Source organism: Helicobacter sp. NHP22-001 (assembly GCF_030270165.1).
Classification (GTDB): domain Bacteria; phylum Campylobacterota; class Campylobacteria; order Campylobacterales; family Helicobacteraceae; genus Helicobacter; species Helicobacter gastrofelis.
Window position 1 is genome coordinate 42,449 of the sequence record NZ_BSWS01000004.1, and the last position, 13,761, is coordinate 56,209.

17 protein-coding genes and 1 tRNA gene are annotated in these 13,761 nt (G+C 46.8%); 4 read left to right on the forward strand and 14 right to left on the reverse strand.

The features are described 5' to 3' along the window. Window positions 1–16 precede the first annotated feature (16 nt). The 4 genes from QSJ47_RS04560 (at window position 17) to QSJ47_RS04575 (ending at window position 4,272) form a co-directional block, all read left to right on the forward strand. The gene (locus QSJ47_RS04560) at window positions 17–841 is read left to right on the forward strand and encodes a 4-hydroxy-3-methylbut-2-enyl diphosphate reductase (protein ID WP_221272399.1); all 825 of its coding nucleotides are present in this window, start codon (window positions 17–19) and stop codon (window positions 839–841) included. Between the two features lie 78 nt (window positions 842–919). Next, window positions 920–1,120 (forward strand): GmrSD restriction endonuclease domain-containing protein, encoded by a 201-nt coding sequence (locus QSJ47_RS04565; RefSeq protein ID WP_285602573.1) that lies wholly within the window; start codon window positions 920–922, stop codon window positions 1,118–1,120. A 41-nt stretch (window positions 1,121–1,161) separates the two neighbouring features. Beyond that, complete coding sequence (locus QSJ47_RS04570; RefSeq protein ID WP_285602574.1) at window positions 1,162–2,634, forward strand: DUF262 domain-containing protein; 1,473 nt, start codon at window positions 1,162–1,164, stop codon at window positions 2,632–2,634. Between the two features lie 9 nt (window positions 2,635–2,643). Beyond that, the gene (locus QSJ47_RS04575; protein WP_285602575.1) at window positions 2,644–4,272 is read left to right on the forward strand and encodes a tetratricopeptide repeat protein; all 1,629 of its coding nucleotides are present in this window, start codon (window positions 2,644–2,646) and stop codon (window positions 4,270–4,272) included. A gap of 13 nt (window positions 4,273–4,285) precedes the next feature. On the opposite strand, the gene QSJ47_RS04580 is transcribed toward QSJ47_RS04575, so the two are convergent. The 14 genes from QSJ47_RS04580 to tatB form a co-directional block, all read right to left on the reverse strand. Then, window positions 4,286–5,107 carry an urease accessory protein UreD gene (locus QSJ47_RS04580; protein WP_221272396.1) on the reverse strand — a complete coding sequence of 274 codons (822 nt, stop codon included), beginning with the start codon at window positions 5,105–5,107 and terminating at the stop codon, window positions 4,286–4,288. Window position 5,108: 1 nt separating this feature from the next. Next, entirely contained in the window at window positions 5,109–5,708 is a 600-nt protein-coding gene (ureG, locus tag QSJ47_RS04585) for an urease accessory protein UreG (protein ID WP_053828940.1), read from the reverse strand. Between the two features lie 26 nt (window positions 5,709–5,734). Continuing rightward, complete coding sequence (locus QSJ47_RS04590; protein ID WP_285602576.1) at window positions 5,735–6,430, reverse strand: urease accessory protein UreF; 696 nt, start codon at window positions 6,428–6,430, stop codon at window positions 5,735–5,737. A gap of 7 nt (window positions 6,431–6,437) precedes the next feature. Then, entirely contained in the window at window positions 6,438–6,959 is a 522-nt protein-coding gene (locus QSJ47_RS04595; RefSeq protein ID WP_285602577.1) for an urease accessory protein UreE, read from the reverse strand. Between the two features lie 3 nt (window positions 6,960–6,962). Then, the gene (locus tag QSJ47_RS04600; protein WP_053829598.1) at window positions 6,963–7,550 is read right to left on the reverse strand and encodes an AmiS/UreI family transporter; all 588 of its coding nucleotides are present in this window, start codon (window positions 7,548–7,550) and stop codon (window positions 6,963–6,965) included. A 155-nt stretch (window positions 7,551–7,705) separates the two neighbouring features. After that, a complete protein-coding gene (ureB, locus tag QSJ47_RS04605) occupies window positions 7,706–9,415 on the reverse strand; it encodes an urease subunit beta (RefSeq protein ID WP_104691060.1) in 1,710 nt (569 codons plus the stop codon). Window positions 9,416–9,429: 14 nt separating this feature from the next. Then, window positions 9,430–10,134, reverse strand: a complete 705-nt coding sequence (gene ureA, locus QSJ47_RS04610) for an urease subunit alpha (RefSeq protein ID WP_221272391.1) — start codon at window positions 10,132–10,134, stop codon at window positions 9,430–9,432. A 163-nt stretch (window positions 10,135–10,297) separates the two neighbouring features. Continuing rightward, window positions 10,298–10,385 (reverse strand) — tRNA-Ser (locus QSJ47_RS04615). Between the two features lie 39 nt (window positions 10,386–10,424). Continuing rightward, complete coding sequence (locus tag QSJ47_RS04620) at window positions 10,425–10,808, reverse strand: hypothetical protein (RefSeq protein ID WP_285602578.1); 384 nt, start codon at window positions 10,806–10,808, stop codon at window positions 10,425–10,427. Beyond that, complete coding sequence (locus QSJ47_RS04625) at window positions 10,802–11,014, reverse strand: PP0621 family protein (RefSeq protein WP_285602579.1); 213 nt, start codon at window positions 11,012–11,014, stop codon at window positions 10,802–10,804. The genes QSJ47_RS04620 and QSJ47_RS04625 overlap by 7 nt, the downstream gene beginning before the upstream one ends. Next, window positions 11,011–11,538: a 16S rRNA (guanine(527)-N(7))-methyltransferase RsmG gene (gene rsmG, locus QSJ47_RS04630; RefSeq protein WP_285602580.1), complete on the reverse strand. Its 528-nt coding sequence runs from the start codon at window positions 11,536–11,538 to the stop codon at window positions 11,011–11,013. Before rsmG ends, QSJ47_RS04625 begins: the two co-directional genes overlap by 4 nt. Further along, complete coding sequence (queA, locus tag QSJ47_RS04635) at window positions 11,535–12,563, reverse strand: tRNA preQ1(34) S-adenosylmethionine ribosyltransferase-isomerase QueA (RefSeq protein WP_285602581.1); 1,029 nt, start codon at window positions 12,561–12,563, stop codon at window positions 11,535–11,537. Before queA ends, rsmG begins: the two co-directional genes overlap by 4 nt. Further along, entirely contained in the window at window positions 12,556–13,302 is a 747-nt protein-coding gene (gene tatC, locus QSJ47_RS04640; RefSeq protein WP_221272386.1) for a twin-arginine translocase subunit TatC, read from the reverse strand. The genes queA and tatC overlap by 8 nt, the downstream gene beginning before the upstream one ends. Continuing rightward, window positions 13,287–13,715 carry a Sec-independent protein translocase protein TatB gene (gene tatB / locus QSJ47_RS04645; protein ID WP_285602582.1) on the reverse strand — a complete coding sequence of 143 codons (429 nt, stop codon included), beginning with the start codon at window positions 13,713–13,715 and terminating at the stop codon, window positions 13,287–13,289. The genes tatC and tatB overlap by 16 nt, the downstream gene beginning before the upstream one ends. Window positions 13,716–13,761: the final 46 nt, after the last annotated feature.

Here is a 13,761-nt window from a genome sequence, read left to right on the forward strand (position 1 = left end):
TTATGCAGGAGTGCCTATGCAAGTGAAAATGGCAAAGAATTACGGCTTTTGCTTTGGCGTGAAAAGGGCGATTGAGATCGCCCAAAAGAACAAGAACAGCCTAACGCTAGGCTCGCTCATCCACAACCCCAAAGAGATCAAACGCCTAGAGCAAGATTACAATGTGCGGGTGCAAGAGGAGGTGCAAAGTGTGGGGGCGGATAAAAGCGTGATTATCCGCACACATGGCATCCCTAAAAACGATTTGGCTTTGTTGAAAAACAAGGGGGCACACATCATTGACGCAACTTGCCCGTATGTCATCAAGCCCCAGCAAATCGTGGAAAAAATGAGCGACAAGGGGTATCAAATTGTGATTTTTGGAGATGCCAACCACCCCGAAGTGAAGGGGGTGATTAGCTACTCTAGCACCCCCCCTTTGATCGTCAATTCTCTAGCCCAGTTGCAAGACCAAAACTTGTCTAAACGGGTGGCTTTAGTCTCGCAAACCACCAAACAAACCCCCAAACTCTTAGAGATCGCCAGCTTTCTCATCGCTAGGTGCGCTGAGGTGCGTATTTTTAACACCATTTGCAACGCCACCTTTGACAACCAAGAAGCGGTGCGGGAGCTTAGCCAAGAAGTGGATATTATGGTGATTGTGGGGGGCAAGACCTCCTCTAACACCAAACAGCTTTTCAACATCGCCAAAGAGTTTTGCATGGACAGCTATTTAGTGGAGGACTTTAACGACCTTGAAGAGTCGTGGTTTCGCTCTAAAAAACTCTGTGGCATTAGCGCAGGTGCGTCCACTCCAGGCTGGATCATTGAGGGGGTTAGAGAAAAAATTTTGGGGTTTTAGGGGCTTTGGCTCGCCTTATTAGCCGTCCATGAAAAAAGAAGTGCTAGAACACAAGCACATTTTTTAATGGAGGTTTTTATGGCAAGTAAGTTAGAAATGAGCACTTTACAAATGGATATTTTAGACTATTTGTCTAAAAATAAGTTTGTAGTGCCAGAGTATCAAAGAAATTATGCGTGGGGACTAGGGGAGTGTGCGCAGTTATGGGAGGACATTGTGGCGTTTTTTGAGGGGGGGGGGGGGGGGGTGAAAGCACCGATCAAAACCCCTATTTCTTAGGTTCGGTCGTCTTTTACCCCATTAAAGATAAAAAACACATTGTGGATGGGCAACAGCGCACCACGACTTTAATGTTGTTGCTCAAAGCCATGCACGCCAAGCTCACCCGCGAAAACAATGGCAAAATGCAACGCTTGCTAGACAATCTCGCCTCTTGTCTGTGGGAGATTGACGGGGTTACGGGCGAGCCAGACCCCACTAAGCCCCATTTAATCAGCCACGCTATCAGCGATGACAAGCACCAAGTCTTGCAAAATATCCTAGAAAACGGACTAGAGCAAGACGAAGCAGAGGACAGCTCAAATTACGAGAAAAACTACCGCTACTTTGTAACGCAGCTAGATGAATTTAGCGCAAACCACGCCACGACTTTTCACGAGTTTTGTCTGTGTGTGTTGAAATCTTGCATTGTGTTGTCGGTGGAGTGTGGGGGGCAAGATGAAGAGAACCGCCTAGAGTACGCCTTAAGGGTCTTTAATACGCTCAACACTAGGGGACTCCCTTTAGTGGATACGGACATTTTTAAAAGCGTGATTTTCTCTTACAGAACCCCCCAAGAGAGAGAGGCGTTTGTAACGCAGTGGCAGGAGCTAGAACAAGAGTGCGACATTGATTGGCTCTTTAGGCTTTGCATGCATGTCTTAAGGGCACAAAAGGGGGATAAAAGCCGAGAGATCGGCTTACGCCCCTTCTTTTTAAACAAGCACCGCGACCTACTCAAAGACGGCTCTATCATGCAAGAAATTGCAAAAATGCAAGAGTATTGGCATAGCGATGAAGTCAGCTCTAAAGTTTCGCACCGCGCCTACCAGTTTTACAATGTCCTTTATACTTTAGATAGTGGGTATTGGGAGTTCCTAGACGGGGCTTACTACGCCTATTGTCAGCAGAAGGGCAAGGATTATTTTAAAGGGCTTGAGGAGGTTTTAATGCGGACATGCGCCCACTTCTTGATTTATACCATTGCACGCCACCCCGGGCAGATTAAAAACTTGGTGTATAACGCCTACACTTCACTTTACAAAACGGGCAACATAGACTTTAAAGCAGAGAGTCAAGAGATTTTAAAAAGCGTGGTTACTACCCAAAGGCGTGAATACACCTTCCGCACTTTCTTTGAAGCCGCCCAAACCAAAAGGCTCACTAAAACCCTTGTGGCTCTCAACATGTATTTAAAATACCCTAAGCAAGACACAGGGGTTTGTGAAAAACCCGAGATCGAGCACATTTTCCCCAAAAAGTGGCAGACAAATTATGTGAAGCTTGATAAAAAAGAGGCGAATGCCTTAGTCGAGTCCATTGGCAATAAAATCCTTTTAGAAAAACCACTCAACATCAAGGCGAGCAATGGCTACTTTGACGCCAAAAAGCCCAAATACGCTAAGTCCAAGTTTTTAGAGGCGCAGGATTTAGCCAAGTTCCCCAAAAGCGATTGGCTACTAGAGGACATTAAAGCCCGCACAGAGGAGATTTATCAGCGGTTGTATGTGTTCTTTAAAGAATACGCCGTTTGAGGAGGCGCGATGATAGAAAGAGTGGCTTTAGGGTTTAAGGAGAGGCAAGAGCTTGAAGAATGCCTTGATGCCTTTGATAAGTGCGTCAGCAAGGAGGATTTTAGCTCTGCTAAGGACATTGTTAAAAAGTTAAACAAACTCTTAAGGGGGATCGAGTGGGTGGGGGCGTTTTGTGAAAAGCCCTTTAAAATCCTAAACCATAAAGGGGTGAAAGAGGAAATTAGGGGGGTGCTCATCTTTGCCCCCCAAAATCTCTTGCAAGAGGATTTGGTAAATACCAGTAAGCTAGAGAGCGCGCATGGCTTTTATATATGCTTTGCGCCCTTAAGGCGTCGTGAATGCCGCTGTTCTTTCATCATCACCTGTGGGGTGCAAAATCTCAAAGAGGCACAAGCTTGCCCTGCCTTTAAAAAACTCTTTGAGAACGACAAAGCCAAATACCACAACAAATGTGGCAGAGAATTTTACTTGGATCGCTACGACTATCCCCTTAGTTTGTTAAGGCTGGTGGCGTTGTTTAACGATTTGCCCGTGCAGGATTTTAAAGTGGGGGGTGTTAACTCTAGGCAAGTATTCCCCAAAAAGGCAGATATGCTGTTCTTAAGGGGCACGCAAGCACGCGAGAAAGGATGCATTAATGAAGCCATAGAGTGCTATGAAAAGAGCGCAAAATTAGGCGATGTGGAGAGTTTATATGAATTAGGCAAGATCTATGGCGATAAGACGCTGAGGCGTTCTTTTAAGGGGTGTCCTAACTTCACCAAAGCCCTAGAATACCTGAAAAAAGCAGGGGACATGGGGGACACGAGGTCTTATACCTTAACTGGGGATTTTTATTTAAATGGTAGGGGGGTGCCTGTGGATATAGAAAAAGGCTTAGAATACCTAAATCGGGCGGTGGATATGGGTTCTATCAGTGCCTGTTTTGACTTAGCTGACTTTTATCTTGAGGGTATCTGCATGCCCGACCCTAAAAGAGCTGAGGAGTATTACAATAAAGCTCTTAAAATGGGTCAAACCAAGCTAGAGAAGGCGCATATTTGTTATATGGTGTCTCGGCAATACATGAAGCGTAGTGAGGGTTATAGTGAGGGTTTTGGTTCTATCGGTTCTAGAAGAAATCATAAAAAGGCGGTGGCTCATTACAAAAAGGCGATAAGCCTTGCCGAAGAAGTCTTTGGCACAGAGGCTTATGCCCGCTTAGTGTCGCTGGACTGGACGCATAACAACACCCAAATTTTAGAATGGTGTTTAAAAGCCATAGAGCTAGGCAACACACGCCTTTATGGCTATGTGGCAGAAATGTATGTTACGGGCAGTGGGTGCGTCAAAGATGAGAAAAAAGCCCTAGAATATTTTAACAAGGCGATAGAAGTGGATGCTACGGATTACCAAGCCCACTTTAATTTAGCTGAGCTTTACTTTGATGGTGGCGAGGTGGTGCAGCAAGACTACGCCAAAGCCCTAGAGCATTTCACCATAGTTGCCAACGGGGCGCATTGCGAAGAGTCTTGTTATCATGAAGCTTTTCGTAGGTTATGCGAAATCTACGACAAGGGCTTGGGTGTAACACCCGACCCCCTAAAGGCGTTTGAATACTTAAAAAAGGCTTGCGACTCATTCGATTGGGAGGATTAGCCCCCTAGAGCTTTTACAACCGTCCTAAGAGCTCTTGGCTGATGGACTTACGCAAATGCAACAAGGGTTCAGAGCCACAAGCGAGGGCTTTGAGGCATAGGCTAAAGTAGCCGTCTGGCAACTTAGAAGCTAGGGTGCTCACACCCACTTGCCCTTCAAAGCCTTCTAAAAAGCTTAGCAAGCTGTCTTGATCTAGGTGCTTGGTGAAAGCCACTAAATTTAAATAATGGGTGTAATTGCCAAACATGCACGGGTTTTTTAAATCCATTTTGGCTGGCTCTAAAAGCGTGTTATCCACAAACAAGGGGTGTTCGCTGTTTTCTTTGGAGTAAGAGATGCTTAGCGTAGAGTGCAACCGCTTAAAGGCAAAGCTTTCGCCCATAGCAATCCGCCCTGCCGTGATGATTTCGCTGTAAAGCAGTTGGGCGTTTTCGTGCAACACAATATGGCTGTGGTTTTGAAAATGGGCGTTAGCAAAGGGGATGATAGGCAGGGGGCTAAAGTCTAGCAGGGCGTTTTCTTTGATGGCAATGTGCGTTTTGCGGCTCGCATAGCCGTCTTCAGTGTCTTGCACTTTCTCAAAGCTTTGGCTAGAGAGCTTGAGCTGGCAATCTTGCCCCACTTCAATGCCTATCTCGTGTGCGTCCCCTTTTAACATGCCCGGACTTACAGCAATCAGCATAATCTCGGCTAGGCTATCTCTAGCGTAAAAGGGGGGCATGAGCTTAAAGGGGGGGGTGAAATAATTGTCGGCGATGACGCACTTGCCATTGAGCCCCATTTTGGTTTTGAGCTTCAGCCGTGAGGCTTGGGCGTAGCTAGTCTTGTGCTCCATTTTAATCTTCTAACAAGGCGTGTTTTTGAATCCAAGAGATCACGCTGTCTAAGCCGTCCTTGCTTCGAATGTTGGTGAATAAAAAGGGCTTGTCCCCACGCATTTTTTTAGAGTCTCGCTCCATCACGCCCAAATCCGCCCCGACATGGGGGGCTAGATCGATTTTATTGATGATGAGTAAATCCGAGCGGGTGATGCCCGGCCCGCCTTTTCTGGGGATTTTATCCCCTTCAGCCACATCGATCACAAAGATCGTAAAGTCCGCCAATTCGGGGTTAAAGGTGGTGGAGAGATTATCCCCCCCACTTTCAATAAACATTAACTGAATGTCGGGGAAGCGATGTAGCATTTCTTCCACCGCTTCTAAGTTCATAGACGCGTCTTCTCTAATGGCAGTGTGCGGACAGCCCCCCGTTTCTACGCCAATAATCCTATTGCGAGGCATGACAGAGTTTTTACACAAAAACTCGGCATCTTCTTTGGTGTAAATGTCATTGGTGATAACCCCAATGCTGTAATTTTGACTCATTGCCCTTGTTAGGGCTTCGATCAAAGCCGTTTTTCCACTGCCCACAGGGCCACAAACACCAATTTTTACCATTCTAATCCTTTGTAAAAAGTTGAAATTTAAGACATGTACAAGCGGGAGTATAGTTGCTCGTGTTGCATTGCCTTAATGTCGTTTTGGATACTTGCCGCACACAAATAGCTTATATCTAGGTTTTCTAAAGTGCTAAGCAGGTCGCTAAAGGTTTCTTGCAGGGCGAGTAAAATCCTTTGCCCGTCATTTTGGGCTAGGGGGATGGTCTTAACGCAGTTAATCACCATATTCGAGCTTTGGGCGTAAAGGTAGTGCTTTAGAGCGGTCTCTAGGGCAATGTTAAAGCACGCACAAAACACCCCATAGCTGGTGGCGTGTGTGGGCGTGGTGGTGGCTTTAGCATAAGCTCTAAAGAAACGCACAAAGGGCAAATCCAGCTGTAAAATCGTTTTTAAAAAGCGGTTGCCCAGCTTTTGGTTCGCGTTGCGTAATTCTAAGGGGGGGGTGGCAAGGCTTACTTTTTCTTCAATGTCTAAAATATGCCCCAAGTGGGGGTCTTGGCTCTCTAGCCCTGCCTTAGCGTGCTGGTAGCAGAGTTTTAAGCTCAGTAAATCGCTGTATAAAAATTGTGTGCTTAGGTTAGCTTTGAGATACTCTAACGCACTCTCTTTGTCGTAAACTTCTTTGTCTTGGATGTAGGTTTCTAACCCGAAAGAGTGGGTGTAGCTGCCAATGGGAAACATGGCATCGTTGATTTGGAGCAATAAAAAGTCGGTGTGCATGGGAGTCCTATTTTTTAATCACAATCTGTAAGTCAGTGCTGTCAAAGAATTTGAGCGGGGCAGAGGTTTCGCTGTGGGGCGATGTGCTTACAGAAATACGCTTAGAAGCGTCTAATTTGCTTTTTAAAACCGCATGTTTTACGCCCAGCTTTTCAAACAAGACTTGTAGGGGCTTTTCATATGGGGTTTTAAAACTCAAATTTTCTTCACCATAGTATAAAGAGGCGTGGCGGTTACCCACTTCATAGCAGATTTGCGCCACTTCGTGCATGTTAGAGGCGTAGGCGTAAAGGACTTCGGTGGGCAGAATGTTGATGGCGATGGTGATTTGTGCATCTTGAAACAAAATGTCCCCGTCTGCTAGCCCCACTTTAGGGGGATTTTCTAGCTTCATCACCACTTCCTGCCCGCCTCGTGTCTTAAAACGCCCCATGCGCTTTTGGCTATCAAACCACTCTAGGTCAATGTAATCCACAACCCCATTTGGGGCTTTGGTGTGGAGGTTGCCTAAGATAGCCACAGCGTGCATTTTTTACGCCCAGTGCTGGATAAAGAGCAACCAAGCAGGAATCCAAGCCGTGATGATCCCTTCGATGATCGCAAGCCATGGCACGAAGTTACCGAGTTTAATTTTAGCCACTTCTTCAATCCAGCCAGTTAACCAGAGCACACCCCAAGCGAGCCAAATGAAAGCCCACCAGTCGCCTTCAGTGATGCCTAGCATTTTGTGATCGTCTAGGACATCGGAGTAGTGAGAAAGAATGGCCGCGGGGATGGTGTTGATGGTTACAAATAAACAATACCAACCATAGGGTTTCCAATCCAAGTTAAAGGTATTGTTGATGGCGGCATAAAGGTAGGTAAAGCCGAATAATAAACCTGTGGCAGGGCCATAGAAGTTAATCAGGTGGTGCGCCACTTGCTGGATATTCTCTGCCCCTTCAACCATAGGGGTGGCGTGGAAAGTGGAGTAAATGATCGCCACCACATTACATACAATGGAGAGCCCACCCACAAAGTAGTTCATGACTGCTTTGCTTTTGGCATCCACGCCTGTGAGCCCACAAACGCCGTTGCTGATCAACACGATCGCAACATACAATAACACAAGTCCTAACATTCCTATCCTTATTGTGAAATAACCAGAGCGTCATCGTTTTATAACGAAAACCCCAAGGAAGCCCCATTATAAAACAATAAAGTAAATCAAACCCCCCCTAAACGACAAAAGCCCCGCTAAAAAGCAGGGCAAAAACCTCCCCCCTTGTATCGGCACTAGAATAGGTTGTAGAGTTGTGCCAAGCTCAATTTGTCCGCAGCGTGGGAGGTAACCTCGTTGCCATCCACTTTCACTTTGTAGGTTTCAGGGTTGACTTCGATGTGTGCGGTAACATCGTTGAATTTGAGGTCTTTTTTGGTGATGTTGCGGCAGTTTTTCACAGGCAACACGATTCTTTGCAAGCCCAACTCGTGTTTAATGCCATTTTCATAGGCGACTTGAGACACGAAAGTGATGTTAGTGTCATATTTGGCTTTGCCGTGGTGGCCAAACATTTCGCGGTAGTAAACGGGTTGGGGAGTGGGGATAGAAGCGTTGGCATCGCCCATTTGAGAAAGCGCGATGAAACCGCCTTTGATGATCATGTTGGGTTTAATGCCAAAGAACGCAGGGCTCCAAAGCACGAGGTCGGCGAATTTACCCACTTCTACAGAGCCAACATATTCAGAAATGCCGTGGGTGATGGCGGGGTTGATGGTGTATTTGGCAATGTAGCGTTTAATGCGGAAGTTGTCGTTGTCGCCTTTTTCTTCAGGCAAGCGGCCAAATTCTTTTTTGTTTTTGTCCGCTGTTTGCCAAGTGCGGGTGATCACTTCGCCCACACGCCCCATGGCTTGGGAGTCGGAGCTGGTGATGGAGAAAATCCCCATGTCGTGGAGTTTGTCTTCAGCCGCAATGGTTTGAGGGCGGATACGAGAGTCGGCAAATTCCACATCTTCTTTGATGTTTTTATCCAAGTGGTGGCACACCATCAACATGTCCATGTGTTCGGCTTCGGTGTTTTTTGTGAAGGGGATGGTGGGGTTAGTGGAGGCAGGAAGGATATTAAATTCGCCAGCCATTTTGATCACATCGGGAGCGTGTCCGCCACCAGCACCTTCAGTGTGGAAGGTGTGGATAGTGCGGCCTGCGATGGCTTGTAAAGTGTCTTCTACACAGCCGGCTTCATTTAGGGTGTCGGTGTGGATGGCAACTTGCACATCGTATTTATCGGCGATGTTTAGAGCGTGGTTGATAGCAGAGGGTGTGCTGCCCCAGTCTTCGTGGATTTTAAAGCCAATCGCACCGGCTTCTAGCTGGTCAATGAGAGCAGGTTCAAAAGACACATTCCCTTTACCAAGGTAGCCAAGGTTCATGGCGTATTCTTCAGAAGCGCGGAGCATTTCTTTGAGGTTCCAGCGTCCGGGAGTGATGGTGGTGGCGTTAGTGCCGTCAGCAGGTCCAGTACCGCCCCCGATCATTGTGGTGATCCCACTAGCAAAAGCTGTGGGGATTTGTTGGGGAGAGATGAAGTGGATGTGTGTGTCGATCCCACCAGCAGTAACAATCAAACCTTCCCCAGCAAGAGCTTCAGTAGCAGGTCCTACGCAGAGCCTATTGCAAACACCATCTTGTAGGTCTTTGTTGCCCGCTTTACCGATGCCGTGGATTTTGCCGTTTTTAATGCCGATGTCGGCTTTATAAATGCCGGTGTAATCCACGATCAAAGCGTTGGTGATCACAAGGTCAAGCTCATGGCTGCTGGGGCTGTTGGTTTGACCCATACCATCGCGGATGGTTTTCCCGCCCCCGAATTTGATTTCTTCACCATAAGTGGTGTAGTCGTGTTCGACTTCTAGGATCAAGTCAGTGTCGCCTAGTCTCACTTTGTCGCCCGTAGTGGGTCCATACATAGAAACATATTCTTTGCGAGAGATTTTTTTCATCGGTCTTCCTTTCCTTATTTATTGTCGCAACCGCAGTTGATGGTGCCAAAACCATGGGCCTTAGCGTGTTTCAAAGCAAGTTTTTTGCCATCGTGGTCAGCTTGACGATCCACAAGAGCGTTGAAGCCGTAGATGCGTTGGTTGCCACCAATTTGGATCAAATCCACGGTTTTTTCTTCACCAGGTTCAAAGCGCACAGCAGTGCCTGAAGCGATGTCTAGGCGTTTGCCATAGGCTTTTTCGCGATCGAAGTCTAGAAGTTTGTTGACTTCAAAGAAGTGGAAGTGTGAACCCACTTGCACGGGGCGGTCGCCTTTGTTTTTGACTTTAAGTTGGATAGCGTGTTTACCGGCATTCAAAGTGATGTCTTCGTTTTTAAGGATCACTTCACCGGGATTAAGTTTTTCGCTACCGGCTTCTACAGGGGTGTGGATGGTTACAAGTTTTGTCCCATCGGGAAAGCCTGCTTCAATCCCCACTTCGTGGATCATGTGCGCCACACCGGGCATCACATCATCGGCTTTAAGAAGTGTCCTGCCTTCTTGCATTAAATCTGCCACGCTTTTTTTACCAGCGCGAGCCTCTTCCATCACATGCGCACTGATCAAAGCCACGGCTTCAGTGTAATTCAACTTAATGCCTTTGGCTTTGCGTTGTTTGGCTAGTTCTCCCGCATAGTGGAGCATCAATTTATCTAGCTCTTTAGGGGTAAGCTTCATCCTAAACTCCTCTTGTAAAATGGTGTTATTGAATAGCGCAAGCTATCAACGGGGCAGATTTTAGTATCTTTTGGCTAATGGTTGTTAATATTTTGTTAGCCAAAGATAATATTATTTATTCTTTGTTAATCTTATTCACAAAAAACATAAAAATGGGGGAAAATGGCGGAGAGAAAGGGATTCGAACCCTTGAAGGCTTGCACCTTACACGCGTTCCAGGCGTGCTCCTTCAACCACTCGGACATCTCTCCAAGAAAAGCTTTCATTCTAGCACATTTTGCCTAAAAAATCTAAAGTCCTAAAAATGCCCCAAACACCACCCCGTCTATTCTTATTTTCAAAGCTTGCTCGATTTGTTCTTCCTTGTCTATCACCCACAGCACTCGCGCATCGCTCAAATAATCGTCTGCTAAACTTTGGTAGTTTTTGGGCTCATTTTCTACCAAAATATAACTAGGTTTGAAATTCACCATCAACGCCCACTCCAAAGGACTAGCCACCAAAACGGCGTATTTTACCCCATTTTGACTACAATGTGCGGATAGGTTAAAGGCTTCCTTGTCTTTGGCGTGAAAATACACGATAGCGCTTGCCAAGCTTTGGGCGATTTGAGGGATTTCTGTAACCCGCACAAAGGGGTTTGTGGGAATTTGTGGATGTCCAAAAATCAACATGCACTTTCTTTCAAGCACGCCCTAGAGCAGTAGACACGATCCCCAGCATACACCGCCTCCTCTGGCGTCACATAGGTTTTGCAATGGGTGCACTCAAGCATGTCTAGCCCGGTATTGGGGTCGCTTTTAGGCGGAGCGACTTTCACTTTGGGCCTTAGCCACAAAAACAACCCCACCACAATAGCTAATAAAAATAACAATCTCAATTTGCCCCCTTGCGGTAAAAATACACCCGTTTGCCATAGGTGAAGCACTCCCCGGGCAAACAGGCGATCTCTTGGTTTAAATTGCTCCCCTTGTAAAAGAGAAAATGCCCGCCTTTTTCCAAGAAAGGGGCACTTAAATTCAATAAGTCTTGTGCGTTCATCAGTGCCCTAGAGGTGATTAAATCCACCTTTAAGGGGGGCAGCTCTTGCAAGCGCAAGCGTTTTAAAAGCACATTGTCTAAGCTTAGGCTCGCCTTTAAATGGTGCAAAAACGCCATTTTTTTAGCATTGGGCTCTACAAGGATAAAGCGAGCATTGGGGCATTCTAGGCTTAAGGGGATAGCAGGAAAGCCTGCCCCACTGCCGATGTCTAAACAGCTTTGGAAGGGGGCGATAAAATCCAAAACCTGCAAGCTATCTTGTATGTTGCGCTCAATGTCTTGGCGGCTCTTAGCTCCGCTCAAATTATGCACCCCGCCCCAATCCAAAAGCAAATTAGCGAATAAATCCAATTTTGGACTCATAAGATCAACATCCCATCTCCATAGGAATAAAAGCGGTAGTTATGCGCTATGGCGATTTGATAAAGTTCTAGGCATTTGTCTAGCCCCACCATAGAAGCCACGAGCATGATTAAAGTGGATTCGGGCAAATGAAAATTTGTAAGCAGTGCGTGGGCGTGCTTTACCGGGTTGCCTGCGTGTAAAAAGAGAGTGCATGGCGCATTGCCAAAACCCCTTTTATAATGCTCAGTTGCTCTTAGGGCGGTGGTGCCTACACATAAAATATATTGCGCCCTATCTAGGGCTTGCCTCGCTTTTGGGGACACCTGCACAAACTCGGCGTGCATGGGGTGCTCTCGAATGTCTTCACTCTCCACGCTTAAAAAAGTCCCCGCCCCCACATGCAGGGTGATAAAAACATGCTGATAATGCTTAAGTAGGTGGTCCCTTGCGCTTTCTGAAAAGTGCAAGGAGGCGGTGGGTGCGGCGATCGCCCCTAAATTTTTAGCAAACACGCTTTGATAGTCTTGTATGTCTGCGCTTGTGTCGGGGCGTTTGAGATAGGGGGGGATGGGCATATGCCCTAAAAGCTCAAGCATATTTAAAACCCCGCCCCACTCTAAAACTTCTCCCCTATGTCTAAACTCAAGCACCCTTAAACCATTGCCTAACACTTCTAAAACCTCGCAAGAATAACCCTGTTCTAGCTCTAGTGCCAGCCCGGGGCGCACTTTGCCCTTCATTTGGGCTAGGCAAGTTGTCAAGCTTTGGGGGCGGTGTAATAAAATCTCCACTGAGCGTTTTGTAGGGGTGTGGGCAAATAGCCTAGCCTTCATCACCTTTGTGTCATTCAGCACCACTAAGGCGTCTTGTGGAAAAAAGCTAAAGATTTCTTTAAAAGTGGCGTGGGTGAGTTTATCGCTAGCCCTTTCATAAACCATCAATTTCGCACTCTCTTTGGGCTGTATGGGGTGCGTGGCGATCAAATGCCCTGGCAAATCGTAGGCATAACTTGCGCGGTTAAACTCTTTGGGGATACTAGGCATCTGGGGTTTCTTTGGGTGCGTCATCGGGGGCAATATCGAGGGCTTCTTTAGAGGCGGGATTGACCATTTTAGCGATCAAAATAGAGAGTCCATAGAGCCCAATTAAAGGCAACGCCATCAGAACTTGGCTCATCACATCGGGGGGGGTGATGATCGCCGCCACAATGAAGATCGCCACAATGGCGTATTTGAAATGGGCTTTAAGCGTGGCATCGGTGATTAAACCCACCTTAGCCAAAAAGAACGCCAACACGGGCAGCTCAAAGGCCAAACCAAAGCCCAAAATCAGGCGGGTAAAAAAGCTCACATAGCTGGAGGCTGAAATGTTTGCTTCAAACATCGCCCCCCCGAAGTTTGCCAAGTAGTGCATCACAAAGGGGAAGACCACGTAATAAGAAAAACACGCCCCTGCCGCAAACATCACACTCCCAAAGAACACGAAGGGCAAGACGACCTTTTTTTCATTTTTATACAGCCCGGGAGCGACAAAGAGCCACGCCTGCCAAAAAATCACGGGCATGGACACGGCTAGGGCGGTTAAAAAGCTCACCTTGATCGCCACCATCACCCCCTCAATGGGCGAGATTTGGATGAGTTTACCATGGTAGGACGCTTTGATCCAACCAAAAATCTCTTGCCAAAAGCTAAAACACAGCCCAAAGGCAAGCACCAACACCAACACTGAGATCAAAAGGCGTTTGCGCAAATCTTGCAGATGCGGTTTTAAATCTTCAAGCATCGGGGGGGGCTTTTTGGGGTTTTTTCTAGGCTCACTTTTGGTTTTTCTGCTTGCTTTATCTCTAGCTCTGGGGCGTTTAGGCTCTCTAAAGGATTGCTCTTGGCAAGGCTTTTTACGCTCTCTTGCAAGTCTTGCACTTCGGGCATTTGGGGAATATTTTCTAGCTCTTGCTTTAAATCCCCGAGGGGCTTGGCTTGTTGTTTAAGGAGCTCTTGGTATTCAAGGGCTTCCTTTTTCAGCTCTTCAATGTGGATTTCTTTATCTAGACTCTCTTTGGCATCGTTTAGTGTCTTCTTCACCGCCCTAAAAAAGCGGGCTAAATCCAGCATGGCTTGAGGGAATTTGTCCGGCCCTAAAAAGATGATGGCGACCACCACGACCACCACTAACTCAAAAAATCCCATCCCAAACATTTATTGACCCTACCTTAACAAAAGCCCCATTATAGCACAAGCAATT

What these genes read in the sequence shown, in the direction of transcription:
- QSJ47_RS04560 (WP_221272399.1), top strand. Translation starts at nt 17, where the DNA reads ATGCAAGTGAAAATGGCAAAGAATTACGGCTTTTGCTTTGGCGTGAAA.
- QSJ47_RS04565 (WP_285602573.1), top strand. Translation starts at nt 920, where the DNA reads ATGGCAAGTAAGTTAGAAATGAGCACTTTACAAATGGATATTTTAGAC.
- QSJ47_RS04575 (WP_285602575.1), top strand. Translation starts at nt 2,644, where the DNA reads ATGATAGAAAGAGTGGCTTTAGGGTTTAAGGAGAGGCAAGAGCTTGAA.
- QSJ47_RS04580 (WP_221272396.1), bottom strand. Translation starts at nt 5,107, where the DNA reads ATGGAGCACAAGACTAGCTACGCCCAAGCCTCACGGCTGAAGCTCAAA.
- ureG (WP_053828940.1), bottom strand. Translation starts at nt 5,708, where the DNA reads ATGGTAAAAATTGGTGTTTGTGGCCCTGTGGGCAGTGGAAAAACGGCT.
- QSJ47_RS04590 (WP_285602576.1), bottom strand. Translation starts at nt 6,430, where the DNA reads ATGCACACCGACTTTTTATTGCTCCAAATCAACGATGCCATGTTTCCC.
- QSJ47_RS04595 (WP_285602577.1), bottom strand. Translation starts at nt 6,959, where the DNA reads ATGCACGCTGTGGCTATCTTAGGCAACCTCCACACCAAAGCCCCAAAT.
- QSJ47_RS04600 (WP_053829598.1), bottom strand. Translation starts at nt 7,550, where the DNA reads ATGTTAGGACTTGTGTTATTGTATGTTGCGATCGTGTTGATCAGCAAC.
- ureB (WP_104691060.1), bottom strand. Translation starts at nt 9,415, where the DNA reads ATGAAAAAAATCTCTCGCAAAGAATATGTTTCTATGTATGGACCCACT.
- ureA (WP_221272391.1), bottom strand. Translation starts at nt 10,134, where the DNA reads ATGAAGCTTACCCCTAAAGAGCTAGATAAATTGATGCTCCACTATGCG.
- QSJ47_RS04620 (WP_285602578.1), bottom strand. Translation starts at nt 10,808, where the DNA reads ATGTTGATTTTTGGACATCCACAAATTCCCACAAACCCCTTTGTGCGG.
- rsmG (WP_285602580.1), bottom strand. Translation starts at nt 11,538, where the DNA reads ATGAGTCCAAAATTGGATTTATTCGCTAATTTGCTTTTGGATTGGGGC.
- queA (WP_285602581.1), bottom strand. Translation starts at nt 12,563, where the DNA reads ATGCCTAGTATCCCCAAAGAGTTTAACCGCGCAAGTTATGCCTACGAT.
- tatC (WP_221272386.1), bottom strand. Translation starts at nt 13,302, where the DNA reads ATGCTTGAAGATTTAAAACCGCATCTGCAAGATTTGCGCAAACGCCTT.
- tatB (WP_285602582.1), bottom strand. Translation starts at nt 13,715, where the DNA reads ATGTTTGGGATGGGATTTTTTGAGTTAGTGGTGGTCGTGGTGGTCGCC.